The sequence below is a fragment of the Paraburkholderia sp. GAS38 genome (assembly GCF_050434965.1).
In the GTDB taxonomy this organism is placed as follows: Bacteria; Pseudomonadota; Gammaproteobacteria; order Burkholderiales; family Burkholderiaceae; genus Paraburkholderia; species Paraburkholderia phenazinium_A.
Genome location: NZ_JBNDJO010000011.1, coordinates 112,891 through 137,304, shown reverse-complemented (window position 1 = coordinate 137,304; position 24,414 = coordinate 112,891). Strand labels below are relative to the sequence as shown.

General features: G+C 63.1%; 22 protein-coding genes. 9 read left to right on the top strand and 13 right to left on the bottom strand.

Annotation, left to right across the window (positions count from 1 at the left end; all coding sequences use genetic code 11):
- The first annotated feature begins 2 nt into the window (after positions 1–2).
- Positions 3–1,127, top strand: coding sequence for an A/G-specific adenine glycosylase (mutY, locus tag P3T42_RS24315; protein ID WP_429307466.1), 1,125 nt, complete (start codon positions 3–5; stop codon positions 1,125–1,127).
- 61 nt (positions 1,128–1,188) lie between these two features.
- Here the strand turns inward: mutY and P3T42_RS24310 are convergent, their stop codons facing one another.
- The 11 genes from P3T42_RS24310 to kdsD all read right to left on the bottom strand — a co-directional run bounded on the left by P3T42_RS24310 (position 1,189) and on the right by kdsD (position 10,563).
- Positions 1,189–1,821, bottom strand: coding sequence for an LON peptidase substrate-binding domain-containing protein (locus P3T42_RS24310; RefSeq protein WP_074300860.1), 633 nt, complete (start codon positions 1,819–1,821; stop codon positions 1,189–1,191).
- Positions 1,822–1,859: 38 nt separating this feature from the next.
- Positions 1,860–2,753: an RNase adapter RapZ gene (gene rapZ, locus P3T42_RS24305; RefSeq protein ID WP_074300859.1), complete on the bottom strand. Its 894-nt coding sequence runs from the start codon at positions 2,751–2,753 to the stop codon at positions 1,860–1,862.
- A 108-nt stretch (positions 2,754–2,861) separates the two neighbouring features.
- Complete coding sequence (gene hprK, locus P3T42_RS24300) at positions 2,862–3,830, bottom strand: HPr(Ser) kinase/phosphatase (protein ID WP_074300858.1); 969 nt, start codon at positions 3,828–3,830, stop codon at positions 2,862–2,864.
- Between the two features lie 128 nt (positions 3,831–3,958).
- Positions 3,959–4,474, bottom strand: a complete 516-nt coding sequence (locus P3T42_RS24295) for a PTS sugar transporter subunit IIA (protein WP_074300857.1) — start codon at positions 4,472–4,474, stop codon at positions 3,959–3,961.
- A 227-nt stretch (positions 4,475–4,701) separates the two neighbouring features.
- Positions 4,702–5,061, bottom strand: coding sequence for a ribosome hibernation-promoting factor, HPF/YfiA family (gene hpf, locus P3T42_RS24290; RefSeq protein WP_074300856.1), 360 nt, complete (start codon positions 5,059–5,061; stop codon positions 4,702–4,704).
- A 171-nt stretch (positions 5,062–5,232) separates the two neighbouring features.
- Positions 5,233–6,747 carry an RNA polymerase factor sigma-54 gene (locus P3T42_RS24285; protein ID WP_074300855.1) on the bottom strand — a complete coding sequence of 505 codons (1,515 nt, stop codon included), beginning with the start codon at positions 6,745–6,747 and terminating at the stop codon, positions 5,233–5,235.
- Positions 6,748–6,932: 185 nt separating this feature from the next.
- The gene (gene lptB, locus P3T42_RS24280; protein ID WP_074301773.1) at positions 6,933–7,715 is read right to left on the bottom strand and encodes an LPS export ABC transporter ATP-binding protein; all 783 of its coding nucleotides are present in this window, start codon (positions 7,713–7,715) and stop codon (positions 6,933–6,935) included.
- Between the two features lie 5 nt (positions 7,716–7,720).
- Entirely contained in the window at positions 7,721–8,392 is a 672-nt protein-coding gene (gene lptA, locus P3T42_RS24275) for a lipopolysaccharide transport periplasmic protein LptA (RefSeq protein ID WP_074300854.1), read from the bottom strand.
- Positions 8,393–8,411: 19 nt separating this feature from the next.
- Complete coding sequence (gene lptC / locus P3T42_RS24270; RefSeq protein WP_074300853.1) at positions 8,412–9,020, bottom strand: LPS export ABC transporter periplasmic protein LptC; 609 nt, start codon at positions 9,018–9,020, stop codon at positions 8,412–8,414.
- Positions 9,017–9,580 carry a KdsC family phosphatase gene (locus tag P3T42_RS24265; protein ID WP_074300852.1) on the bottom strand — a complete coding sequence of 188 codons (564 nt, stop codon included), beginning with the start codon at positions 9,578–9,580 and terminating at the stop codon, positions 9,017–9,019. The genes lptC and P3T42_RS24265 overlap by 4 nt, the downstream gene beginning before the upstream one ends.
- Positions 9,580–10,563: an arabinose 5-phosphate isomerase KdsD gene (kdsD, locus tag P3T42_RS24260; protein WP_074300851.1), complete on the bottom strand. Its 984-nt coding sequence runs from the start codon at positions 10,561–10,563 to the stop codon at positions 9,580–9,582. The genes P3T42_RS24265 and kdsD overlap by 1 nt, the downstream gene beginning before the upstream one ends.
- A 135-nt stretch (positions 10,564–10,698) precedes the next feature.
- On the opposite strand from kdsD, the gene P3T42_RS24255 reads away from it, so the two are divergent.
- The 5 genes from P3T42_RS24255 to purU all read left to right on the top strand — a co-directional run bounded on the left by P3T42_RS24255 (position 10,699) and on the right by purU (position 15,953).
- Positions 10,699–12,702 (top strand): monovalent cation:proton antiporter family protein, encoded by a 2,004-nt coding sequence (locus tag P3T42_RS24255; RefSeq protein WP_074300850.1) that lies wholly within the window; start codon positions 10,699–10,701, stop codon positions 12,700–12,702.
- A gap of 146 nt (positions 12,703–12,848) precedes the next feature.
- A complete protein-coding gene (locus P3T42_RS24250) occupies positions 12,849–13,415 on the top strand; it encodes an adenine phosphoribosyltransferase (protein WP_074300849.1) in 567 nt (188 codons plus the stop codon).
- 112 nt (positions 13,416–13,527) lie between these two features.
- Positions 13,528–14,142: a LysE family translocator gene (locus P3T42_RS24245; RefSeq protein ID WP_429307465.1), complete on the top strand. Its 615-nt coding sequence runs from the start codon at positions 13,528–13,530 to the stop codon at positions 14,140–14,142.
- Positions 14,143–14,167: 25 nt separating this feature from the next.
- Positions 14,168–15,016, top strand: coding sequence for an NUDIX hydrolase (locus P3T42_RS24240; protein WP_429307464.1), 849 nt, complete (start codon positions 14,168–14,170; stop codon positions 15,014–15,016).
- A 67-nt stretch (positions 15,017–15,083) separates the two neighbouring features.
- Positions 15,084–15,953 carry a formyltetrahydrofolate deformylase gene (gene purU, locus P3T42_RS24235; RefSeq protein ID WP_074300846.1) on the top strand — a complete coding sequence of 290 codons (870 nt, stop codon included), beginning with the start codon at positions 15,084–15,086 and terminating at the stop codon, positions 15,951–15,953.
- Between the two features lie 59 nt (positions 15,954–16,012).
- Here purU and P3T42_RS24230 read toward each other — a convergent pair whose 3' ends face one another.
- Together P3T42_RS24230 and uvrA are read right to left on the bottom strand one after the other, a co-directional pair.
- Positions 16,013–17,098 carry an AI-2E family transporter gene (locus P3T42_RS24230; RefSeq protein WP_074300845.1) on the bottom strand — a complete coding sequence of 362 codons (1,086 nt, stop codon included), beginning with the start codon at positions 17,096–17,098 and terminating at the stop codon, positions 16,013–16,015.
- A 35-nt stretch (positions 17,099–17,133) separates the two neighbouring features.
- The gene (gene uvrA, locus P3T42_RS24225; RefSeq protein ID WP_074300844.1) at positions 17,134–20,007 is read right to left on the bottom strand and encodes an excinuclease ABC subunit UvrA; all 2,874 of its coding nucleotides are present in this window, start codon (positions 20,005–20,007) and stop codon (positions 17,134–17,136) included.
- A 308-nt stretch (positions 20,008–20,315) separates the two neighbouring features.
- On the opposite strand from uvrA, the gene P3T42_RS24220 reads away from it, so the two are divergent.
- From P3T42_RS24220 to P3T42_RS24210, 3 genes are all read left to right on the top strand, one after another.
- A complete protein-coding gene (locus P3T42_RS24220; RefSeq protein ID WP_429307463.1) occupies positions 20,316–21,509 on the top strand; it encodes an MFS transporter in 1,194 nt (397 codons plus the stop codon).
- 109 nt (positions 21,510–21,618) lie between these two features.
- Positions 21,619–22,155 (top strand): single-stranded DNA-binding protein, encoded by a 537-nt coding sequence (locus P3T42_RS24215; RefSeq protein WP_429307462.1) that lies wholly within the window; start codon positions 21,619–21,621, stop codon positions 22,153–22,155.
- 1,149 nt (positions 22,156–23,304) lie between these two features.
- Entirely contained in the window at positions 23,305–24,264 is a 960-nt protein-coding gene (locus tag P3T42_RS24210; protein ID WP_429307461.1) for a SphA family protein, read from the top strand.
- Positions 24,265–24,414: the final 150 nt, after the last annotated feature.

Here is a 24,414-nt window from a genome sequence, read left to right as displayed (position 1 = left end):
CGATGCCCTCTCGCTTAACGCCGTCCTCGACAGCTGCCGCACCCGTCCTGTCCGCTTCGCCGGCGCTCGCCGATTTCTCTGCACGCCTGATCGCGTGGCAGCGTCAGCATGGCCGCCACGACCTGCCCTGGCAGAATACGCGCGACGCGTATCGCATCTGGTTGTCGGAAATCATGTTGCAGCAGACCCAGGTGTCGACGGTGATTCCGTACTACGCGCGTTTCCTCGAGCGTTTTCCGGATGTCGCCGCGCTGGCCGCCGCGCCGCTCGACGACGTGATGGCGTTGTGGGCCGGCCTTGGCTACTACTCGCGCGCCCGTAACCTGCACCGTTGCGCGCAGGCGGTGGTCGAATTGCACGGTGGGGCGTTTCCGGCTTCCGTGGAAGCGCTGGCCGAACTGCCGGGCATTGGGCGCTCGACTGCAGCGGCGATCGCCTCATTCGCGTTCGGCGCACGCGCGACGATTCTCGACGGCAACGTGAAGCGCGTGCTCGCGCGCGTGTTCGGCGTCGAAGGTTTCCCGGGCGAAAAGCGTGTGGAGAACGCGATGTGGACGCTGGCCGAATCGCTCTTGCCGTCCAACGCCGGCAACGCAGAGGTGAGCGCCTATACGCAGGGCTTGATGGACCTCGGCGCGACGCTGTGCATGCGCGGCAAGCCGGACTGCGAGCGCTGCCCGTTCGCGCCGGACTGCGTGGCGAACGTGAGCGGACGGCAGCGGCAATTGCCGGCCGCGCGTCCCAGGAAGGCCGTGCCGACCCGTCGCACGTGGATGCTGGTGCTGTGCGACGGCGATGCGGTGATGCTCGAAAAGCGGCCGCCGTCGGGTATCTGGGGCGGCCTATGGAGCTTGCCGGAAGCGGCGGATGAAGCCGCGCTCGCCGCGCGCGCACGTGAATTCGGCGGTGACGGTGCGGTCTCGCCGCTTGCGCCGCTCACGCATACATTCACGCATTTCAAGCTGGATATCGAGCCGCGCCTCGCGGAACTGGATCGAGCCGGGGGCGGCAGCGCCGTGCTGGGCGACGCGGAAACCGTGTGGGTGCCGCTGCGCAATATCGACGCGTATGGCGTGCCGGCGCCGGTGCGCAAGCTGCTGGACGGCCTGCAAGGGTCGCTGATCTAGTGCTTTGCCTTGGGGCAGGCTGGCGCGAGCGCGCCAACTGCCGTTGCCGTCACCTTCACCTTCACAGCAACTGATGCTGCTGCATGTAGTGATGAACCACGTCGATGCGCGCCCCGGCATCTGTCAGTTCCATCAGCTTTTGCCGCGCCTTTAGCGCAATTGGCAGCACTTCCGAGAGCCGGTTGGACACCCACGTCGGGTCTTCGAGCTTGAACGGTTCCGCGAACGGCAGACCGTCGGGATCGCGCTCGCGAATCGTCGCGATGATCCGCTCGAGTACTTCCGCGCATGCGCCGAATTTGGCCAGATGCTGGTTGCCTTCGAGCGGCACGTCGTCGGGCAGCGGCTCCGCCATCCCTACCAGCAAGCCACTATGTTCCACGCGATGCGACAGCAGCCGGAAACGCCGCGTACCGCGCGCGCGGATCAGCAGCATGCCGAAGGTTTCGACATCGCATTCGTCGATTTCAGCGAGACATCCAACGTGTTCCGGGACCGACGGTTCATCCGGCAGCGCGACTTCACCACCGCTTTTCAGCAGGCAGACACCGAACGGGGTCTTTTCGCGCAGACAGTCGCGCGCCATGTCGAGGTAGCGCGCTTCGAAGATCTTGAGGGGCAGCAGCCCATCGGGGAACAGCACCGTATGCAGCGGAAACAGCGGCACATCGGCAAGCACAGAAGTAGAGGACATGGCGCAACGCTTCAGTTAAGGCCGCGCGATGCGGCCGGTTAAGCCACTAACTTCGATGATTCGCCGACGTCGACCGGCGCATCGCGGTGCCGCACGATTACATTGGCCTGCTTGGCAAGACGCGCGGCGAGCGTCTCGGCAATGAACACCGATCGGTGCTGGCCGCCTGTGCAGCCGATAGCCACAGTCAGGTAACTGCGGTTGTCGTCGCGAAAGTGCGGCAGCCATTTCGCGAGGAACGTCTCGATGTCGCCCATCATGTCGTGCACCACGGGCAGTGCGCCGAGGAAATCGATCACCGGCTGGTCGAGCCCGGTGAGTGGGCGTAATTCATGATCGTAGTACGGGTTCGGCAGCGTGCGCACGTCGAACACGAAATCGGCGTCGAGCGGCACGCCGCGCTTGAAGCCGAACGACTCGAACATCAGCACCAGACCGCTGTGTTCCTGTTCGATGAAGCGCTTGACCCACGCGCGCAACACGTTCGCGCGCAGATTGCTGGTATCGATCTGGTGGCCGAATTCGGCCAGGTTCGCGACCAGTTCACGTTCGCGCTCGATCGCTTCTTCGAGCGAGGTGAGCAGGCCGACGTCCGCGTCGTGCGCGGTGGAACCGGAGAGCGGATGGCGGCGGCGCGTTTCGGAGAAACGCTGGATCAGCGCCTGCGTGCTTGCGTTCAGGAACAGCACCCGCACATCGTGCTGGCGCGACAGGTCGCGGATCATCGCCGGCATGTCGTCGAGCGAGGCGCTCGAACGCGCGTCGATGGCGACCGCAAGACGGTCGTGACCGTCTTCCGCGAGATAGGTGGCGAGTTGCGGCAGAAAGCGCGGCGGCAGGTTGTCGACGCAGTAATAGCCAGCGTCTTCAAGCGCGTTCAGTGCAACGGATTTGCCGGAGCCGGAAATACCGGTGATCAGAATAATGCGCATGGAGTGGTCGAATCTGTACGTTTCATCATAGCATCTGGTCCCCCTGCGCGTGCCCCCTGCCGGCGCATACGCGGGGTGGGCGGGCACCTCCGGCAACCGCGTGGCCGCTCAGATCAGCTTGCCGGGAAACTGGCTGTCCGGGTCTTGCATGGCGAGGCGCTGGCGATCCATGAAGTCGCGCAGCGTGTCGATGCCGCGCAATTGCAGGATCGTATTGCGCACGGCGGCTTCCACCAGCACCGCGAGGTTGCGGCCGGCCGCAACCTGGATGGTGACCTTGCTGATAGGCAGGCCGAGCACGTCGACGGTCTGGCTTTCGAGCGGCAGGCGCTGGAATTCGCCATCCGGACGACGCACCAGCTGAACGATCAGCTTCAGCTTCATTTTGCGCCGAACGGCGGTTTCACCGAAGATGGTCTTGATGTCGAGCAGGCCCAGGCCGCGCACTTCCAGCAGATTCTGCAGCAGCGGCGGGCAGCGTCCTTCGACGAAATCCGGCCCGAGGCGCACGAAATCCACCGCGTCGTCGGCCACGAGGCCGTGCCCGCGGCTGATCAGTTCAAGGCCGAGTTCGCTTTTGCCGAGACCGGAGTCGCCGGTGAGCAGCACGCCCATCCCGAGAATGTCGAGAAACACGCCGTGCAGCGTGGCGCGCGGCGCGAGGATGCGCGACATGTAGAGGCGCAGGCTGTCGATCACAGCGGCGGCCGACATGGGCGTGGTGAACAGCGGCGTGGAGGAACGCGTACAGCGCAGGACCAGTTCCGGCGGCGCGGCGACTCCGCCCGCCACCACCAGGAACGGCGGCTCGAGGGCGATCAGCTCGGCCATATGGCGTGAGCGGTCTTCTTCGGATTGACGCTGGTAGTACTCGACTTCAGCGTCGCCCAGTACCTGGATGCGGTTCGGGTGGATCAGGTTCAAGTGGCCCACGAGGTCGGCGCTCGACGTGGCATAGGCAACCGTTTCTGCCGAGAAGCCGCGCTCCCAGCCTTCATGCCCCGTCAGCCAGCTGAGTTTCAGCATGGCGGCGTTGTCGTCGAAAATGCTTTGGGCGTTGATGCTGGACGTATCCATGAGTCCGTGACTCCAGTGTGGGCCGCTGTCCCGCGTACGCCGGCTGCGCTAACGCAGCCGGGCCGGCCGGCTAGAGCCGGCTTCGGTGCGGGGCTGAGCCCGCTCGTATGCGGATTGTCGCTGATGCATCAAGGTTGCCACTGAGTGAGCAGGCGATGCAACGCTTCGCGGTCTTCTTCCGTGTGCAGCCGCTCGCGTGCTTCGCGGTCGGACAGCAGTTGGGCGATTTCCGAGAGGATTTCCAGATGCTGCTGGGTGGCCTGTTCAGGCACCAGCAGGAAGATCAGCAACGACACCGGCTGACCGTCGGGCGATTCGAAAGGGATCGGTTCGGCGAGCCGAACGAATGCGGCGAGCGGCTGCTTCAAGCCTTTGATCCGGCCATGCGGAATCGCGACACCCTCGCCAAGACCCGTCGACCCGAGGCGCTCGCGCGCAAACAGATTGTCAGTGACCGTGCTGCGGGCGATGCCGTTCTGGTTTTCGAAAATCAGGCCCGCTTGCTCGAAGACGCGTTTCTTGCTGGTGACCGATAGGCCGACGACGACGTTTTCGAGGGGAAGAAATTTGGCTAAACGATTCATGTTGGCAGGCGGAAACGTGGCCTGGATATTCCTCGCTGTGGCGTTTGAGTGGCGTTCCATTCTCGACTGATGCTCACGGCGATGTGCTTGGGAGGCCAAAAAGGCAGGACTCCCGCTGAATAACCCCGATTGACCCCGATGGTAACCGGCCCATTATAGAACAGCACGACCATGGATGGTGCGGCGCGCCATGCATAGATGCATCCAACGAAAAACCGCCCGTTGCCGGGCGGTTTAGCTGCGTCAGGAAAAACCTTCGGATCCTGACAGGTCCTGCCTGATACGACTTATTGCGGCGGCACGTCCACTTGCGGCGCCAGCGGTTGATACTTGATCGCTTCGTGCTGATGACCCTGCAGGCGATCCTTGTGACGTATGACTTGCCGGTCGAGCTTGTCGATCATCAGATCAATCGCGGCGTACAGGTCGCCGTCACAGCTCTCGACAAAGATGTCCTTGCCCTTCAGATGCAGGTTGATTTCAACCTTCTGCCTCTTTTCCTTTTCCTTGTGGTTGTCGACCGAGAGGACCACACTGCCATCGATCACCTGATCGAAATGTCTTAGCACCCTATCCAGTTTGGTGATCACGTATTCTCGCAACGCTGGCGTTACTTCGAGATGGTGTCCACTGATCTGCAGATTCATAGTGCTTCTCCAAGCTAGTGGCCGCTTGGTCCGCACGATGGGGCAGTACCGGTCGATCTGACGGCTCGCCTGTGTCGTCCCCCGTTGACTGACTACTGGCAGGTCGCATCGGCCGGCCTGTCCGCCAACGGGCGGAGCGGCCGGAAAATGCCCGCCACACTACGCGACGGGCTAAAGAGACTTGCGCAGGTTAACTGCTGGGATCTTGAGGGCTTCGCGGTACTTGGCCACAGTACGCCGTGCGACCACGAATCCTTGCTCCGCCAGCAATTCGGCGATGCGGCTGTCTGAAAGAGGAGATTTGGTGTTTTCCGCTCCTATCAGTTGCTTGATGAGCGCGCGGATAGCCGTGGAAGAGGCTGCCCCGCCCGTGTCAGTTGAAACGTGTGATCCGAAGAAGTACTTAAATTCAAGCGTCCCGAATGGGGTCAGCATGTATTTACCGGTTGTCACACGGCTGACAGTTGACTCGTGTAGGCCCAGCGTATCAGCAATTTCCCGCAAAACCAAGGGCCGCATGGCAATTTCGCCATGGACAAAAAAGCTCTTCTGACGCTCGACAATAGCCTGGGCGACTCGCAGGATCGTCTCGAAACGTTGCTGGATATTCTTGATCAGCCAGCGCGCTTCCTGGAGCTGCTGGCGCAGCGAACCGCTGCCCGGATCGCCCCGGTTGTTGCGCAGGATGTTCGCGTACAGATGGTTGATGCGCAGCTTCGGCACCACCTCGGGATTCAGCTCGGCCTGCCAGCCTTGGCCCGTCTTGCGCACCATGATGTCGGGCACCACGTAGTCGGCTTCGGCCTTGCCGTAAGCCGCGCCGGGGAACGGTTCGAGCGAGCGGATCAGCACGTGCGCGTCGCGCAGGTCGTCGTCGCCGGCTTTCAGGTGCTTGCGCAGGCGCGTGAAGTCGCGCGCGGCGAGCAGTTCCAGATGGTGCGCAACGATCTCGAGCGCGAGCGTGCGGGTCGCTGAGGCATCGAGTCGCAGCAATTGCAGCTTCAGGCACTCGGACGCCGAACGTGCGCCGACGCCGGGTGGGTCGAAGCTGTGCAGCAGCGCGAGCGCCGCGTTCAGCTCGTCGAGGTCGACGTCGAGTTCTTCGGGCAGGTCGGCCTGCACTTCATCGAGGGTCGCGGTCAGATAGCCGTCGTCGTCGAGCGATTCGATCAGAAAGGTGATCAACGCGCGGTCGCGCTGGCTCGCCTGGGTGACGCGCAGTTGCGCCATCAGGTGGTCGCGCAGCGACGTGCTGGATTCGTGGATCTGCAGCGGCGGCAGGTCGTCGTCGTCCGAGGCGGTGCCGGAGCGGCCGTAGTCGTCCAGATTCCACTGGGTGGAGTCGCCGTTGCTGTCCGAGGAGAGGCCGTTGTACTCGTCGACGCCCTGCGGCTCGCCGTTTTCGGCGCGCTCGCTGGTGCTGGTGGACGACGAGGAACTACTGCTGCCCATCTGCTCGGGCGCGGCGTTGCTCGGCGCCTGGGCGATCAGCGAACCGTCCGCGGCGACTCGCAGCGGGCTGGCGATCCAGTCGTCCTCGTTTTCGAGCAACGGATTCTGGGAGATCGCCATCGCGACTTCCTGCTGCAGTTCGAGCGTGGACAGCTGCAGCAGCCGGATGGACTGTTGCAGTTGAGGGGTCAGCGCAAGATGCTGCGACAGGCGGAGTTGGAGGCTGGCTTTCATGGCAAGTTGAGATTCATTGTAAAGAGTTTGCCACGACCGCGATACCTTGCGACATTCGCAATAACGCGTGCGCCCGGATTGGGCTTGCGGGGGAAGCGGGCGGCCCGTTGCGTCAAAAATACGCTGAGGCCGTCGCAGCAAGGGACGGGCGGCAGGGGATGCCGCCGTGCATGCCCCTTGCGCGGTTACATGCGGAAGTGCTCGCCCAGATAGACGCGCCGCACGTTTTCGTTTTCGATGATGTCGCCAGGCGCGCCGGCGGCCAGCACGCTGCCATCGCTGATGATGTACGCATGGTCGCAGATGCCGAGCGTTTCGCGCACGTTGTGGTCCGTAATCAGCACGCCGATGTTGCGCTGCTTCAGGAACTTGACGATCTTCTGGATTTCCAGAACCGCGATCGGATCGACGCCGGCGAACGGTTCGTCGAGCAGGATGAAGCTCGGATTGGTCGCCAGCGCCCGCGCGATTTCCACACGCCGGCGTTCGCCGCCCGACAGCGAGAGCGCCGGATTGCCGCGCAGATGCGCGATCTGCAGTTCGTCGAGCAGCGCTTCCGTGCGGGTGGTGATGGTGTCCTTGTTGAGCCGCTTGCCGCTCTCGTCGAGTTGCAACTCCAGCACCGCGCGAATGTTCTCTTCGACGGTGAGCTTACGGAACACCGAGGCTTCCTGCGGCAGATACGACAGGCCGAGCGAAGCGCGCTTGTGAATGGGCAGCAGGCTGATGGACTTGCCGTCCAGGTCGATCTCGCCCGCGTCGAGCGGCACGAGGCCCACGATCATGTAGAACGAGGTGGTCTTGCCTGCGCCGTTCGGGCCGAGCAGGCCGACCACTTCGCCGCTCTTGACGTCGAGCGACACGTCTTTCACGACGGTGCGCGAACCATAGCGCTTCTTCAGATTGCGAACCACCAGCGAACTGCTGGTCCCAGCCGGCTTGCGATGGGGGAGGGAAGGCGAATTCACTGAGTTCACTGGGCCGGGGCTCCCTGAAGCGTGGTGGACGGCGCGAGCGTGGCCGAGGCGCCGGACAGCGGTGCGGCGCCGCCGTTACGCGGCGACAGCATGGCGCGCACGCGGCCGCTCGGATTGCCCGGGCCGGCGACGTCCGGACCCGCCTTCGCGGTATAGAAGTCGCTCTGGCCGTCATAGGTGATGACGCTGCCGTGGACCGTATCCATCACCGTCGAGAGGCCCTGCAGGCGGTTCACGGTGGCGTTGGTCGTCAGGGTGGTGAGGTCCTGCTTGCCGTCGTAGTCGATGCGGATGGCGGTGCCTTCCACATACTCGTTCAGCCCCTCGCGCTTCTGGCGGAAGTACGACAGATTGCCGCCGCTCGAGGTGCCGGTGGCGTACTGATAGCCCTGCGGATCCTGCGTCACCTCGACGCGATCCGCCTTGATGACGATCGTGCCTTTGGTGGCCACGACGTGTCCGGTGAAGATGTTGACCTGCTTCAGGTCGTCATAGGTCATGTTGTCCGCTTCAATATTGAGCGGCTTGTCCTTGTCGGCGCGCTCGGCGTGCGCCAGCGGCGCAAAGCCTGCGAGCGGCAACGCGACCAGCAGCGCAGCAAGTCCAGCGCGGCACGCGGACAAGGTGCGCGCGCGGCCGGTGTCAAAACGGGGGAACGATTCGTTCATGCAGTCACGCTGGATTGGATTACCCGGGTTGCTTCAGGGAGCCGCCGGAGGCGTCGGACGCGGCGATCGCGCCACGGACGTTGCCGAACAGCTGCATTACCCGGGTGACGTTGTTGTAGTTCATGCCGCTGGCCGTCATGACAGACAGGCCGCGCTGAAGTTTAACCGGCTTTTCGGTCTCAATCACATCGTCGTTGACCAGGACCCGAAAATGGTAGGAATCGGCCTGCATCGCCGGGTCGCCGTCTCCGGCAGCGCGCAGGATGCGGGCGTTCTGGTACAGATCGACGATCGAGGCATCGCCGTTGACGGTGCCGGTGTCGCCGGTCGCCGTCACGATGGGCTTGCCCGGCTGGAAGGCGCGGATGGCCGGCTTGACGAGATCGCTCAACTCGTCGTCTTCGTAATGGACGAGGTGGGTGGCCGTCAGCCGGTACTGCGTCGCGCCCGATTGATCCAGCTCCGACACCGAGAAGTTGTCGGCGAAGTAGTCGGGCGTGTGTTCCTTCGGCTTGATCTCGCCTTCGTGCGGCGGCGGCGCGGTGGCCTGCAGCAGCCACCAGGTGATCCCGGCGAGCACCGCCATGGCAACCAGCGGAATCAGCGAAGTGAAGCGGAACTGGTTCATCCGACAAGGCCCTGCTGTTGCCCGCCGGCGCAGGCTGCCGCGAGCAGCGCGTCGTACTTGTTCTGCGCGCGCAGCAAGGTGTCGCATACTTCGCGCACGGCGCCGTGGCCGCCGCGCGCTTCGCTGACCCAGTGGGCCCGCGCGATCACTTCAGGATGCGAATTGGCGGGCGCGGCGGCGAAGCCGACCTTCAGCATCACGCCGAGATCGACCCAGTCGTCGCCCATGTAGCCGCATTCCTCGGCGGTGCGGCCGGTTTCCTTGAGCAGCTCGGCGAAGGCCGCGGGCTTGTTTTCGATGCCCTGATACAGATGGGTGATCTTCAGTTCCTTGGCCCGCACCGCGACGATGCCCGACTTGCGCCCGGTGATGATGGCCGTGTCGATGCCGGCTTCGCGTAGCAGCTTCGCGCCGTGGCCGTCCATCGAGTTGAACGACTTCATCGTGTCGCCCTCGGCGGTAAACATCAGGCCGCCGTCGGTCAGCACGCCGTCGACGTCGAAAATCATCAGCTTGACGCGGCGCGCGCGCTCAGTAGCGGTAAGGGACGCGGTAGCCATCAGATCACCTTCTTGGAGAACAGGTCGTGCATGTTGAGCGCGCCGATCAGCTTGCCCGCGTCGTCGACAACCAGCATCTGGTTGATCCGGTGGCGTTCCATCAGTTCCACAGCTTCGACCGCCAGTTGATCCGGTCCAATGGTACGCGGGCCCGGCGTCATTACGGAGGCGATCGGCAGGTCGCGGAAGTCGCCGCTGCGCTCGAGCACGCGGCGCAGGTCGCCGTCGGTGAAGATGCCTTTGACGCGCTGGTTTTCGTCGACGATCGCCGTCATGCCCATGCGCTTGGCGGTCAACTGGAACAGGGCGTCGCGCACGGTGGACTCGGGCATCACCTTCGGCACCTGGTCGCCGGTGCGCATCACGTCGCGCACATAGGTGAGCAGGCGGCGGCCGAGCGCGCCGCCCGGATGCGAGCGGGCGAAGTCGTCCGGGCCGAAGCCGCGCGCGTCCAGCACGGCAACCGCAAGTGCGTCGCCAAGCGCGAGCGCGGCGGTGGTGCTGGCGGTGGGGGCAAGATTCATCGGGCAGGCTTCTTTTGCGACGCCGGCGTTCAGATGCACGTCGGACAGTTGCGCGAGACTCGAGCCCGGCTTGCCGGTGATCGCGATCAGCTTTGAACCGAGCCGCTTGATGATAGGCAGAATCGCCATCAGCTCTTCGGATTCGCCGGAGTTCGACATGGCCACGAACACGTCATCCGAGGTGACCATGCCGAGGTCGCCATGGCTGGCCTCCGCCGGATGCACGAAAAACGCGGGCGTGCCGGTGCTGGCGAAGGTTGCCGCCAGCTTGCGGGCCACGTGGCCGGATTTGCCGATGCCGGAAACGACGACGCGTCCACGGCAGCCCAGGATGAAATCGATCGCCTCGACGAAACCGTCGTCGAGTTGATCGCGAAGCGCGCGCACGGCGTCCGCTTCGATGTCGAGCACGTTGCGAGCGAGCGCGAGTGCCCGGTCGCCATTGATTTTCGCTATCATTCGCGGAGTATAGCAAAGGCGTTTGTTCGCCGCGCCGGGACGGCTGTCTCCGGCCGCTGCCCTCACCGGCCCCTCAACCTTGTCGCACGGCGGTTTGCGTGCGATGGTTATGTCGACGAACCAGGACGCTTTCAGATGATTTCCCCGCTCGAAATGACGCTGTTCCTGCTGCTGGCATCGGTGGCGGGCGTCGTCGTTTTCCGTTTCCTGAACCTGCCGCCGATGCTCGGCTACCTGACGGTGGGGATCATCGTCGGGCCGCACGCGTTCGGTATCGTTCCGGATTCGATCGGCGCGCAGAACCTTGCCGAGTTCGGCGTGGTGTTCCTGATGTTCTCGATCGGGCTGGAGTTTTCGCTCGCCAAGCTGCGCTCGATGCGCCGGCTGGTGTTCGGCCTCGGCCTGCTGCAGGTGATCGGCACGGTGGCGGTCGCAGTGGCGCTCGGCTTCGTGCTGGAGCGCTGGGTGCATATCACGTGGCAGGGCAGCATCGCGCTGGGCGGGGCGCTTGCCATGTCGTCGACGGCTATTGTCAGCAAGATGCTGGCGGAGCGGCTCGAGATCGAGACGGAGCACGGCCGCAATATCTTCGGCGTGCTGCTGTTCCAGGATCTGGCGGTGGTGCCGCTGCTGATTGTCATCTCGGCGCTCGGTGGCGATTCCCGCACCCTGATGACGGCGCTCGGGCTCGCGGCAGTGAAGATTGTGGTCGCCTTGGCTCTGCTGCTGATCGTCGGGCAGAAGTTCATGACCCGCTGGTTCAATGTGGTGGCGCGGCGCCGCTCGCAGGAGCTGTTCATCCTGAACCTGCTGCTCGTCACGCTCGGGGCGGCGTTCATCACGGATAAATTCGGTTTGTCGCTTGCGCTGGGCGCGTTCATCGCCGGCATGCTGATCGCCGAGACGCCTTACCGGCATCAGGTTGAAGAAGACATCAAGCCGTTTCGCGACGTGCTGCTGGGCCTCTTCTTCGTCACCACCGGCATGCTGCTCAACCCGATGGTGATCTGGACGCATCCGCTGATCGTGCTGGCTTTCCTGCTCGGCCCGATGCTGCTGAAGCTGATCATGATCACCGCGCTGTCGCGCCTGTTCGGCGCGTCGCCGGGCGTGGCGATGCGTACCGGCATCGGCCTCGCGCAGGCCGGCGAATTCGGCTTCGTGCTCCTGAACCTGATTCTCGACAAGCATCTGGTCGACGCCACGCTCCTGCAGGCGATTCTCGCCGCGATGCTGCTGTCCATGCTGGCCGCGCCCTTCATGATCCAGAACGCGGACCGCATTGTGCTGCGCCTGTCGTCGACTGAATGGATGATGCAGTCCCTGCAGATGACGCGCATCGCCACGCAAAGCCTGAAGCAAAGCGGCCATACGATCATCTGCGGCTACGGGCGGGCGGGGCAGAACCTTGCGCGCATGCTCGAGCACGAGGGTCTTTCATACGTGGCGCTCGACCTCGACCCCGACCGCGTGGCGGCGGCCGCGGCGGCCGGCGAATCCGTGGTGTTCGGCGACGCCGGGCGGCGCGAGTCCTTGCTCGCGGCCGGTATCCACCGCGCGGCGGCGGTCGCGATCACCTACGCCAATACGCCGTCGGCGCTGCGCGTGCTGCACAACATCCACGAACTGGAGCCGACGCTGCCGGTCATCGTGCGTACCGTCGACGACGCCGACCTCGAAAAGCTGCTCGCGGCCGGCGCGACCGAGGTGATTCCGGAGATCGTCGAGGGCAGCCTGATGCTCGCTTCGCACACGCTGGTGCTGATGGGCGTGCCGATGCGGCGCGTGGTGCGGCGGGTCGAGGAGATGCGCGACGAGCGCTATAGTCTGCTGCGCGGCTATTTTCACGGCGCCGACGACGTGGGCGACGACGACAGTCACGAGCAGGTGCGACTACAATCGGTGCCGGTCGACGAGAACGCGGACGCGGTGGGCCGTACGCTGGCCGAGGTCGGTTTGTTCGGACTGGGCGTCGAGGTGACGGCGATCCGCCGTCATGGCATTCGCGGCGTGGAGCCGGACCCGTCGACCAAACTGCGCGCCAGCGACATCGTCGTGCTGCGCGGCTTGCCCGAAGCGCTCGCCGCAGCCGAAGAGCGGCTGTCGAAGCATCGCCGGGCGGGCGCACCGGCCGTTTGAAGCGGGCGGCGGCATAAGCGAACATGCGGCAGCGGGCCGTGCCGCGCACACGCAAGCGGCCGGGATTCGAGGCGCGCGACCCGAAGCCGCCGCGCGAGATTCTTAAGTCTTTTACCAGGGTCCCTGGGGATCCGTCTGGAGCCATCATGTCCAACGCGCTTGCGAGCGCACCGCTCGACGCGGCTGCGTTCGTCAAAAGCCAGATTCGCACCGTGCCCGACTGGCCGCAGGCCGGCGTGCAGTTTCGCGATATCACGCCGCTGCTGCAGCATCCGAAGACGTTTCGGGTGCTGATCGACCTGTTCGTGCAGCGCTATATCGACGCGAAGCTCGACTACATCGCGGGGCTCGACGCGCGTGGTTTCATCATCGGGCCGGTGCTGGCGTACGAACTGAACGTGGGCTTCATTCCGATCCGCAAGCAGGGCAAGCTGCCCTACCGGACGGAGTCGCAGTCGTACGAGCTCGAATACGGCACGGCGACCGTCGAGATTCACGCCGACGCGTGTGGAGCGGGCGACCGCGTGCTGATCGTCGACGACCTGATCGCAACCGGCGGCACCATGATGGCCGGCAAGCAACTGCTCGAGCGACTGGGCGCGGTGGTGATCGAAGGCGCGGCTATCATCGACCTGCCGGAGCTGGGCGGCTCGGCGCTGTTGCGCTCGGCGGGGTTGCCGCTCTTCACCGTCACCGAGTTTAGCGGCCACTAAGCCGCGGGCGGGGACGTCCGGTGTCCGGCGCGGCGAGTGCTGCAAGCGCGCCTTGACCGCGCTTCAACCGCCTTCGATCATTCAGCAAGACCACCGCGATGAGGTAAGACGCATGCCCAATTTCCTGCTGTTTCTCGCCACCTCGATGGCGATCACGCTGGCTCCCGGCCCGGACAACCTTCAGGTGCTGGCGCGCGGCATTTCGCAGGGCCGTGCCGCCGGACTCGTCGCGGCACTCGGTTTCGCCGCCGGCATCACGTTCCACACGACGCTCGCCACGCTGGGCGTGGCCGCATTACTGCGCTCGTCGCCGCTGGCTTTCCAGGCCATCAAGTACGCCGGCGCCGCTTACCTGATCTGGATCGGCATCAAGGCGCTGCGCAGCCAGGGGCTCGCCACGGCCCATGAGCGGCCGGCTCAGCCGCTGTGGTCGGTGTTCCGTCAAAGCGTGTCCGGCAACATGCTGAATCCGAAGGTGACGCTGTTCTTCCTCGTGTTCCTGCCGCAGTTCATCGAGCCGCATGGCGTGCAGAGCGTGCCGCTGCAGATGCTCGAACTGGGCCTCGTGTTCATGCTGCAGACGGTGCTGGTGTTTTCGCTGTTCGGCGTGTGCGCGGGGATGATCGGCGGCTGGCTGAAGCGCCGTCCGCGTGTCGGCGTGTGGCTCGATCGCCTTGCGGGCGCAACCTTTATCGCGATCGGCATTCGCGTGGCGCTGCGTGATTGATCGCGTTCGTGCAGTTGGAGTATTCATGACCTTGCCTTCTATCATCAAAGCGCGCCGCTTCGATGCGCACGCGCATCGGCCGTTCTGGATCGACGCCCAGCAGGTGGGCTGGATTCGCTCGACGGACGTGCCCCTGCTGGCCCGCTGGCCCGACGTCTTCGAGATCGACGCCACGCGCGTGGTGTTATTGCCGCGCTTGAACACCGTGGATATGCGTAGCGCGGCGCTTGGGGCCGTGATCGGTGCGCTGGCCGCCGAAGGCCGCATTCCCGGCTGGCGCGACGAGACCTACGCGATCCGCAATGCGTTCGATGCGCCGCCGCTCGCGTATATCGAACGCGCCGCCTCGCGCTTCTTCGGCACCATGACCTACGCGGTGCATCTGAACGGCGTCGTAGAATACGCGGAGGGCGCGCCGCAATTGTGGATCGCGCGCCGCAGCGACACCAAGGCCACGGACCCCGGCATGCTGGATAACGTGGTCGCGGGCGGGATAGGCTGGGGCTTCGGGATCGAGGCGACGATCGTCAAGGAGTGCTGGGAAGAAGCCGGCATCCCGGAAGAGATCGCTGCGCGCGCCACGCCGGGGCGCACGGTGCATGTGCTGCAGTCCTTGCCGGAAGGCACCCAGGCCGAGCAGATTTTCGTCTACGACCTCGCGCTGCCGGCGGATTTCGCGCCGCGCAATCAGGACGGCGAAGTGGGCGAGCACCGCCTGGCACGCATCGACGAAGTGGCCCGCTGGATCGAGGAAGACGCGCTGACCGTCGATGCCAGCCTCGCCACGCTCGACTGCCTGTTGCGCCGGCGCTGGATCGATGCAGAGGACTGCGTGGGGATCGACGCGTTGTTCGTGCCGCCGGCCATCGCATAACCATTCAACGGCGCTTTCAACGACGCTTTCAACGAATCACGCATTGAACAAGGGAGTCACCCAGGTCATGTCGACCGATCACAGCTTTATTCTCAAACTGTCGTGCGCCGACCGGCCCGGCATCGTCCACGCGGTATCGGGCTTCCTGTTCGAGCGCGGCAGCAACATTCTCGACTCCGCGCAGTTCGGCGACAGCCATACCGGCGAGTTCTTCATGCGCGTGCATTTCCAGCAGGTGGGCGGCGATCCGGGGCTGGAAGCGCTGCGCAGCGCGTTCGGCACGCTCGCGGACGGCTTCGGCATGCGCTGGGAGTTGCACGACGCGACGGTGAAGCCGCGCGTGGTGATCATGGTCTCGAAGATCGGCCATTGCCTGAACGACCTGCTGTTCCGCTACCGCACCGGTCAACTGGGCATCGAGATTCCGGCGATCATCTCGAACCACAAGGAGTTCTATCAACTTGCGGCGAGCTACGACATTCCGTTCCACCACTTCCCGCTGATGGCGTCGACGCCCGAGGGCAAGGCGGCGCAGGAAGCGCGTGTGCTCGAAGTGATCGACGAGCACAAGGCCGATCTGGTGGTGCTTGCGCGTTATATGCAGATCCTCTCGCCGCAGTTGTGCGAACGCCTCGCTGGCCGTGCGATCAATATTCACCACTCGTTCCTGCCGAGCTTCAAGGGTGCGAAGCCGTACTATCAGGCGTTCGATCGCGGCGTGAAGCTGATTGGCGCCACCGCCCACTACGTGACGACCGATCTGGACGAAGGTCCGATCATCGAGCAGGAAGTGGAGCGGGTCGACCACAGCATGACGCCGGATCAACTCACGGCGATCGGCCGCGACGTCGAATGCGTGACGCTGGCGCGGGCGGTGAAGTGGCATGTCGAACATCGCGTCGTGCTGAACGGCAGCAAGACGGTCGTGTTCCGCTGATCGGAGGCGGCCGGGAGCATTGGGTAAAAAAAGACGGCCGCCGCCAAATCATCGATCCATCAAACCAGCCGCAGATAGATCAGTTCCCGCTTGATATACGCATAGAAGATCGGCGCGGCGATTACGCCCTGGATGCCGAACGCCGCTTCCATGATCAGCATTGCCACCAGCAATTCCCACGCACGCGCCTCGATCTGGCCGCCGACGATCCGCGCGTTCAGGAAGTACTCGAGCTTGTGGATCAGGATCAGGAACACGAGCGACATGACCGCGGCCGGAAAGCTCACCGAGAGCGCCACGGCGACGATGATCGTGTTCGAGATCAGATTGCCGATCACCGGCAGCAAGCCGACGATGAACGTGACGAGCACCAGCGTCTTCGACAGCGGCAGCCGGTCGTGGAAGATCGGCAGCAGCACCAGCAGGAAGATGCCGGTGAACACCGCGTTGATCGCGGAAATCTTCACCTGGGCGAAGACAATGCGGCGGAAGGCGTCGGCAAACCGCGTCACGCGGGTGACGAACGCGGTGGACAGCGGTAGCCGCTGCATGTGCTTCTGGGCGCCGACCGCGATGATCGCGCCGATGATCATGCCGATCAGGATATGCGTGAAGACCCGCGCCGCATTCTTGCCGCCTTGCTGCAGCATGCCGGCGTGGGTTTGCATCAGCTCGGTGGCGCGCGCTTTCATCTGATCGGTGTCGACCGGCAGATAGTTGGCGACGAACTGCGGAATCCGGCCGCGCGCCTCGTCGATCAATTGCATGGCCTGGTCGAGCAGCATCTGCACGCTCGGTACGTCGCCTTCGAAATGATCGATGATGCCGATCACGAGACCCGTCAGCCCGCCGACGATCACCACCGCGAGGATCACCACCGAGAGCCAGCGCGCGCGCTGGCTGGACATGTGCTTTTCGATGCGCGGCGCGAGCGTCTGGATGAGCTGGTACACCAGCAGCCCGGCCAGCAACGCGCCGAGCAGCCTGAGATTGAGCACCGCCCACATGCCGAACAGCATCAGCAGGTAACTGCCGATCTCGACCGCGGACAGCCTCGGCAGGCTCATGTCGCTCGTCAGCCTGACCGGGCGTGGGCGCAGATCCTGCACCTGCCCTTCATCGGGCGCCTCGTTACGCTTGGTCATGGCTTATTTCCATCTCCAACCTGGGGTGTGCAGCATTACTTTTTGGCGGCGTCGCGTTTCAGCAGCGGCGCCAGGTATCGACCGGTAAAACTTGCCTTCGACTTCGCCACCTGCTCCGGCGTGCCTTGGGCGATGATCTGACCGCCGCCGGCGCCGCCTTCCGGGCCGAGGTCGATCAGCCAGTCGGCCGTTTTGATTACATCCAGATTATGCTCGATGATCACCACGGTATTGCCCTGATCTCGCAAACGGTGAATCACTTCGAGCAGCAGCGCGATATCGTGGAAGTGCAAACCGGTGGTCGGCTCGTCGAGGATGTATAGAGTGCGACCGGTGTCACGCTTGCTCAGTTCCAACGATAGTTTGACGCGCTGCGCTTCGCCGCCCGACAAGGTGGTGGCCGACTGCCCCAGGCGGATATAGCCAAGACCCACGTCCAGCAAGGTTTTCAGCTTGCGCGCCACGACCGGGACGGGCTTGAAGAACTCGTACGCGTTTTCGACCGTCAGCTCCAGCACTTCGCTGATGCTTTTGCCCTTGTAGTGGACGTCGAGCGTTTCGCGGTTGTAGCGCTTGCCGTGGCAAACGTCACACGGCACGTAGACGTCGGGCAGAAAGTGCATTTCCACCTTCAGCACGCCGTCGCCCTGGCACGCTTCGCAGCGGCCGCCCTTCACGTTGAACGAGAAACGGCCCGGATCGTAGCCGCGCTCCTTCGAAGCCGGCACACCCGCGAACAGCTCGCGGATCGGCGTGAACACGCCGGTATACGTGGCCGGATTCGAGCGCGGCGTGCGGCCGATCGGCGACTGGTCGACGTTGATGACCTTGTCGAAGTGCTCGAGGCCTTCGATCGCTTCGTACGGCGCCGGCTCGGCCGACGAACCGTACAGGTGATGCGACACCGCGTGATACAGCGTGTCGTTGATGAGCGTGGACTTGCCCGAGCCGGACACACCGGTGATGCAGGTGAGGAGGCCCACCGGCAGGTCGAGCGTGACGCGCTGCAGATTGTTGCCGTAGGCTTCGACAATGCGCAGGCGCCGCTCGTCGGGCTCCTTGCGCTCGTCCGGGTACTGGATGGTGCGTGCGCCGGACAGGTACTGGCCGGTAATCGACGCCGCATCGGCCTCCACCTCTTCGGGCGTGCCCTCGGCGATGATCATGCCGCCGTGTTCGCCGGCGCCCGGGCCCATGTCGACCACGTAGTCGGCCATGCGGATCATGTCCTCGTCGTGCTCGACGACGATCACCGAATTGCCGAGATCGCGCAGATGCTTCAGCGTCGAAATCAGGCGGTCGTTGTCGCGCTGGTGCAGGCCGATGGACGGTTCATCGAGCACGTACATCACGCCGGTCAGGCCCGAGCCGATCTGCGAGGCGAGCCGGATGCGCTGCGCTTCGCCGCCCGAGAGCGTTTCCGCGCTGCGTTCGAGCGACAGATAGTCGAGCCCGACGTTATTCAGGAACATCAGCCGCGCGACGATCTCCTTGATCACCTTGTCGGCGATCTCGCGCTTCGAGCCTTCCAGGCGCAGGGTCTGGAAATAGCCGAGCGCATCGCGCAACGGCCAGCCGCTGATTTCGAAGATGCCGCGGGCGTCGCTGTTCGCGCCGATGCGCACAAAGCGCGCTTCGCGGCGCAGGCGCGTGCCGGCGCAGGCGGGGCAGGCCTGGTTGTTCTGGTACTTGGCGAGTTCTTCGCGCACGGCGACCGAATCGGTCTCGCGGTAGCGGCGCTCGAGGTTCGGGATAATGCCTTCGAACACGTGCTCGCGAATCGACGCCCGGCCGCGTTCGTTGATGTACGAGAACGGGATGGTCTGCTTGCCCGAGCCGAACAGCAGGATCTTCTTGACCTTCTCCGGCAGATCCTCGAAGGCCTCGTCGATGTCGAACTCGTAAAACGCCGCGAGACTTTGCAGCATCTGGAAGTAGAACTGGTTGCGCCGGTCCCAGCCCTTCACGGCGCCCGCCGCGAGCGACAGCGACGGATGCGCCACCACCCGCTTCGGATCGAAGAAAGTGATCTGGCCGAGGCCGTCGCACTCCGGGCACGCGCCCATCGGGTTGTTGAACGAGAACAGACGCGGCTCGAGCTCCTGCAGCGAATACGAGCAGATCGGGCAGGCGAACTTGGAGCTGAACAGATGCTCCTTGTCGGTGTCCATTTCGAGTGCGATGGCGCGGCCGTCGGCGAGGCGCAGCGCGGTTTCGAACGACTCCGCGAGGCGCTGCTTCATATCGGCGCGCACTTTCAGACGGTCGACCACGACGTCGATCGTATGCTTGTCGTTCTTCTTCAGCTTCGGCAGCGAGTCCACTTCGTAGATCTTCGCGACCTCTTCATTGGCGGTGCCGCCGCCCGAACGCACGCGAAAGCGGATAAAGCCCTGCGCCTGCATTTCCTCGAACAGTTCGACGTGTTCGCCCTTGCGGTCCGCCACCACCGGCGCCAGGATCATCAGCTTGGTGTCGTCCGGCAGGGCGAGCGCGGCGTCGACCATCTGCGAGACGCTTTGCGCCTGCAGCGGAATTTCGTGGTCCGGACAATAGGGCGTGCCCACCCGCGCGAACAACAGGCGCAGGTAGTCGTGAATCTCCGTGACGGTGCCGACCGTGGAGCGCGGATTGTGCGAGGTGGCCTTTTGTTCGATGGAGATGGCCGGCGACAGACCTTCGATCAGGTCGACATCCGGCTTTTCCATCAATTGCAGGAATTGCCGTGCGTACGCGGAGAGGCTCTCGACGTAGCGGCGCTGCCCTTCCGCGTAGAGCGTGTCAAAGGCAAGCGACGATTTGCCCGAGCCCGACAAGCCGGTAATCACAATGAGCTTGTGACGCGGCAGGTCGAGACTGACGTTCTTCAGATTGTGGGTACGAGCCCCACGGATACGGATTTGTTCCACGCGTTGATCCCATCGCCTGGCCACGAACTGGCGGAAAGAGGAAGAGGCTAAACCTGCTACTATAACGACTTTTCAAGACCGCTGTTACGACTACCTGACAGCGCCCGACAGGCGCGCGGCGAGCTGTAAGACAGCGGTTCAGCGTCGTGAGGAAAGGTGGCAGGTGGGGCCTTTTGGTGCGACTGCAAGACGCCTGTGGGTCTTTGCCGCAGGTCGCGGGTCGCTCACGGCAGGCCGCCCGAGGTATGCTGCCCGACGGTGTGTCGCCCGGCCACGAGGCCGTCCAGATTATTCAAAACACGTTCCCGATGTCCAATCCGTCCGCAACCTCTTCACGCATGAGCGCGCCTGAACTGCGTGCGACCGTGTCGCTCGCAGGCATCTTTGCCCTGCGCATGCTCGGTCTCTTCATGATCATGCCGGTGTTCTCGATCTACGCGAAAACCATCCCCGGCGGAAACAACGTCCTGCTGGTGGGGATCGCGCTCGGCGCATACGGCGTGACGCAATCGCTGCTGTATATCTTCTACGGCTGGGTTTCCGACAAGGTGGGGCGCAAGCCGGTGATCGCCACCGGGCTCGCGATCTTCGCGCTCGGCAGCTTTGTCGCGGCGGGGGCGCACGACATGACGTGGATCATCGTCGGCCGGGTGATTCAGGGGATGGGCGCAGTGTCGTCCGCCGTGCTCGCTTTTATCGCGGATCTCACGTCCGAAGAGCATCGCACCAAGGCGATGGCGATGGTGGGCGGCAGCATTGGCGTGTCGTTCGCCGTGGCGATTGTCGGCGCGCCGATCGTGTTCGAGTGGGTCGGCATGAGCGGCCTGTTCACGCTGGTCGGCATTTTCTCGATTCTGGCGATTGGCGTGGTGATCTGGATCGTGCCGAACGCGCCCATGCCCGTGCACGTGCGCGCACCGTTCTCGGAAGTGCTGCACAACGTCGAGTTGCTGCGTTTGAACTTTGGCGTGCTGGTGCTGCACGCGACGCAAACGGCGCTGTTCCTGGTGGTGCCGCGCATTCTGGAAGCGGGCGGCTTACCGGTCGCGTCGCATTGGAAGGTTTATTTGCCGGTGATGGGGCTGTCGTTCGTGATGATGGTCCCGGCGATCATCGCGGCGGAAAAGCGCGGCAAGATGAAGGTGGTGCTCGTCAGTGCGATTGGTCTTATCCTGATCGGACAGTTGCTGCTGGGCGTCGCGCCCCATACCATTCTGAGTGTGGCCGGGATCCTGTTTATCTACTTTCTCGGCTTCAATATTCTTGAAGCGTCGCAGCCTTCGCTGGTGTCGAAACTGGCGCCGGGCTCGCGCAAAGGCGCGGCGACGGGCGTGTACAACACCACGCAGTCGATCGGCCTCGCCATTGGCGGCGTGCTCGGCGGTGTGCTGCTGAAGGCGGACGGACAGAGCGCGGTGTTCTTCGCCTGCTCCGGGCTGGTATTTTGCTGGCTTATAATCGCGGCAAATATGAAGCCGCCGCCGCTCAGGAAGGCATCATAGAACTCACCGGTGGCCGGCTGAGGCGCAGTTTTCCTCTCGGGCCGGCCGGTTCTGAGACGTAAAACGTGCGTTGCCGCGCCACCTGCAACGGAATCAACAGGAGAAACTCATGGCATCCGTGAACAAGGTCATTCTCGTCGGCAACCTCGGAGCCGATCCGGAAGTCCGTTATCTTCCGAGCGGCGACGCAGTGGCGAACATCCGCCTTGCGACGACGGACCGGTACAAGGACAAGACGTCCGGCGAAATGAAGGAAGCCACCGAGTGGCACCGGGTTTCGTTCTTCGGGCGGTTGGCCGAGATCGTGAACGAATACCTCAAGAAGGGCTCGTCGGTTTATATCGAAGGGCGCATTCGTACGCGTAAGTGGCAGGCTCAGGATGGGACGGATCGTTATTCCACTGAGATCGTGGCCGAGCAGATGCAGATGCTGGGTGGCCGTGGTGGCGCGATGGGTGGTGGTGGCGACGAAGGCGGGTATAGCCGCGAGCCGTCGGAGCGCAGTGGTGGCGGCGGTGGTGGTGGTCGCGTGGCTTCGGGTGGTGGTGGCGCTTCGCGTGGGGGTAGCGGCGGTGGTGGTTCGAGCCGTCCGAGCGCGCCGGCCGGCGGCGGGTTTGATGAGATGGATGACGATATTCCGTTCTGATTTCCCGTAACCGAAAAATGTAAGATCAACCCCGCCTTTAAGCGGGGTTTTTTTTATCTCGTTCCGGTTGATGGCTTTCCCGGCACATGACCCCGGCCTCTCCCGGATCCAGCGGGCGCGCCACGCCGCCCCGGCCTTCAGTTCCGCTAGCGACCCGCGATACCCCCGGTCCCGCTTCGAAAGCTTCGGCACGGTTCGGTCCGCTCAGCGCCGTGTAACGAGGCGACGCTTGACATCGATCTTCTCGATGGTCCCTGGAATGGACTACACGGTTCGAAGCCGGAACATTCCGACATTTCATTGCTTTGACGCTGACGCAAGAGTGCTTGGGTCAGCGTTTCTCGGTCAATATTGAGCGGCTTAATCCATTTGGTTACGTGTTGAATTTCTTCTTTCTCTTTTATGGGTATCCCATTTTTTGATTTGAAACATTGTTTAACGTTTGAATAAAAATTTGACAAAATAATTCGACTTTATCGCAATAAAACCTCGTTGCGAAAAAGGAAGGTGTTTGCTAACATTTCGAAAACATGAAGGCGGCGCAGCAAGAAGCTAAAAATAAATCTGCGGAGCCGTAGGGGCTAGATCGTGGCGCGTGCTGCGATAGGACTGATCCTAATTGATTGTCGTATTTTTCCTGCATTCACGGAGAAAGGCATTTCCATTTATATTTGTTTGATTCGTAGTTAAATAATCGAAATTTCGTTATTAATAGTCTGCCATGTGGGGAAGTGGAATCCAATACTTCGGAGCCCCTTGACCTTTCCGTGCTGATCTCTATTAAAGAATGGCCCGCAAAATTCCTGTTTGCCCAAAGAGCAGCATGATGATGCCGGGAAACGAGGGGTTCGATAAATCCCGATTCGTCGCTGAAAATTAAACGCCGATGCAGGTGGTGCTTATGCGGCACGAGGGCGCCTCAACGTAATCCAGGTATTTGGCGACGAACAGAGCAATCTCCCGGTTGCCGTAGGGTTTGGCCGCGACGAAGTACGCAGGCAGCGTTCGGGTCCGCCGTGCACGCGCACTCAATTGCGATAGCGCGGCGCGCGTCCAGACACGGTGGGGTTTCCATTCATCTAATTAATAAGATATGCGAAATATATCTATTCGAATTAAGAAATGGCTCTAGAAGGAAAGGATTGCAAGATGAATGAATTGTCAGCGCGGCGCCTGCCGTATGGCTGCCTGTCGGCGATGGTGGCGTCGGTGGCATTTGGCTGGGTGTCGCTCGCGAGCGCGACAGAAGGGGGGATTGGCCGGCCGATCACGGGCATGCAGATCGCGCCGTATGCGGGGATTGTGCCGCCCACCTCGGACTGGATGGTTTCGGTCACCTCCATTTACTACGAAGGCTCGCTCGGCAAAAGCAAAGCCATCCCGGTTGCCGGCACCGTTTCAATGGGCCTTGATTACCATATCTCGTACAACCTGATCAGCGCGGCAAAGAGCTGGGGCATCACCGCGGGCGGCTGGAATTTCGCATCGGCATTCAGCGTGCCGGTTCAGTACACGTCGGTTTCGTCGTTCCACGGCCTGCTCCCGGCCGACAGCGGCACACAGTTCGCCGACATCTTCTTTACCCCGGTCGTCGCCGGTTATCACCTGACTAAAGTCGATCATATTGCGTTGAGCATTCAGATGTATGCGCCCACCGGCGCCTACAGCGCAAGCCGTCTTGCCAATGCTGGACAGAACACCTGGACGTTCGTCCCGACCATTGCGTACACGAAACTGCTGCCCTCACAGGACATTGAGTTGTCGGCGAACTACGGCGTCGAGTTCTATACCGCCAATAACGCCACGCACTATCACAACGCCCCCGTCAGCGTTCTGGACCTGCTCGCGCTAAAGCGCCTCACCGGCGGTTGGGGCGTGGGCCTGATCGGCGGTTGGGTTCAGCAATTGGGCGACGACTACGGTGGACTGGCCGATGTCACCGGAGGCGCGAGCGGGCACTCGATCGGCATGGGGCCTGTCGTCACCTGGTCGGGAAAATGGAGTAGTAGGCCCGTTTCAGCATCCCTGCGCTGGGTCAACGAGTTTGAAGTCCGTAATCGTCCGAAGGGCAATGCAGTCGAGTTGTCGCTTGGCGCCAGCTTCAAATAGGCGGAAGCGCTTCGACATATCAGCGAAGACGAGCACGAGGCGAGGGCCGCCACTAATTTAGCAATCCGATTTAAAAGAGCGAAACAGAATCTTTACCTCGCGACGTCGTCGTGGCCGAGCCTGTCATCAGTACGGGTGGGGTGGGAGCGA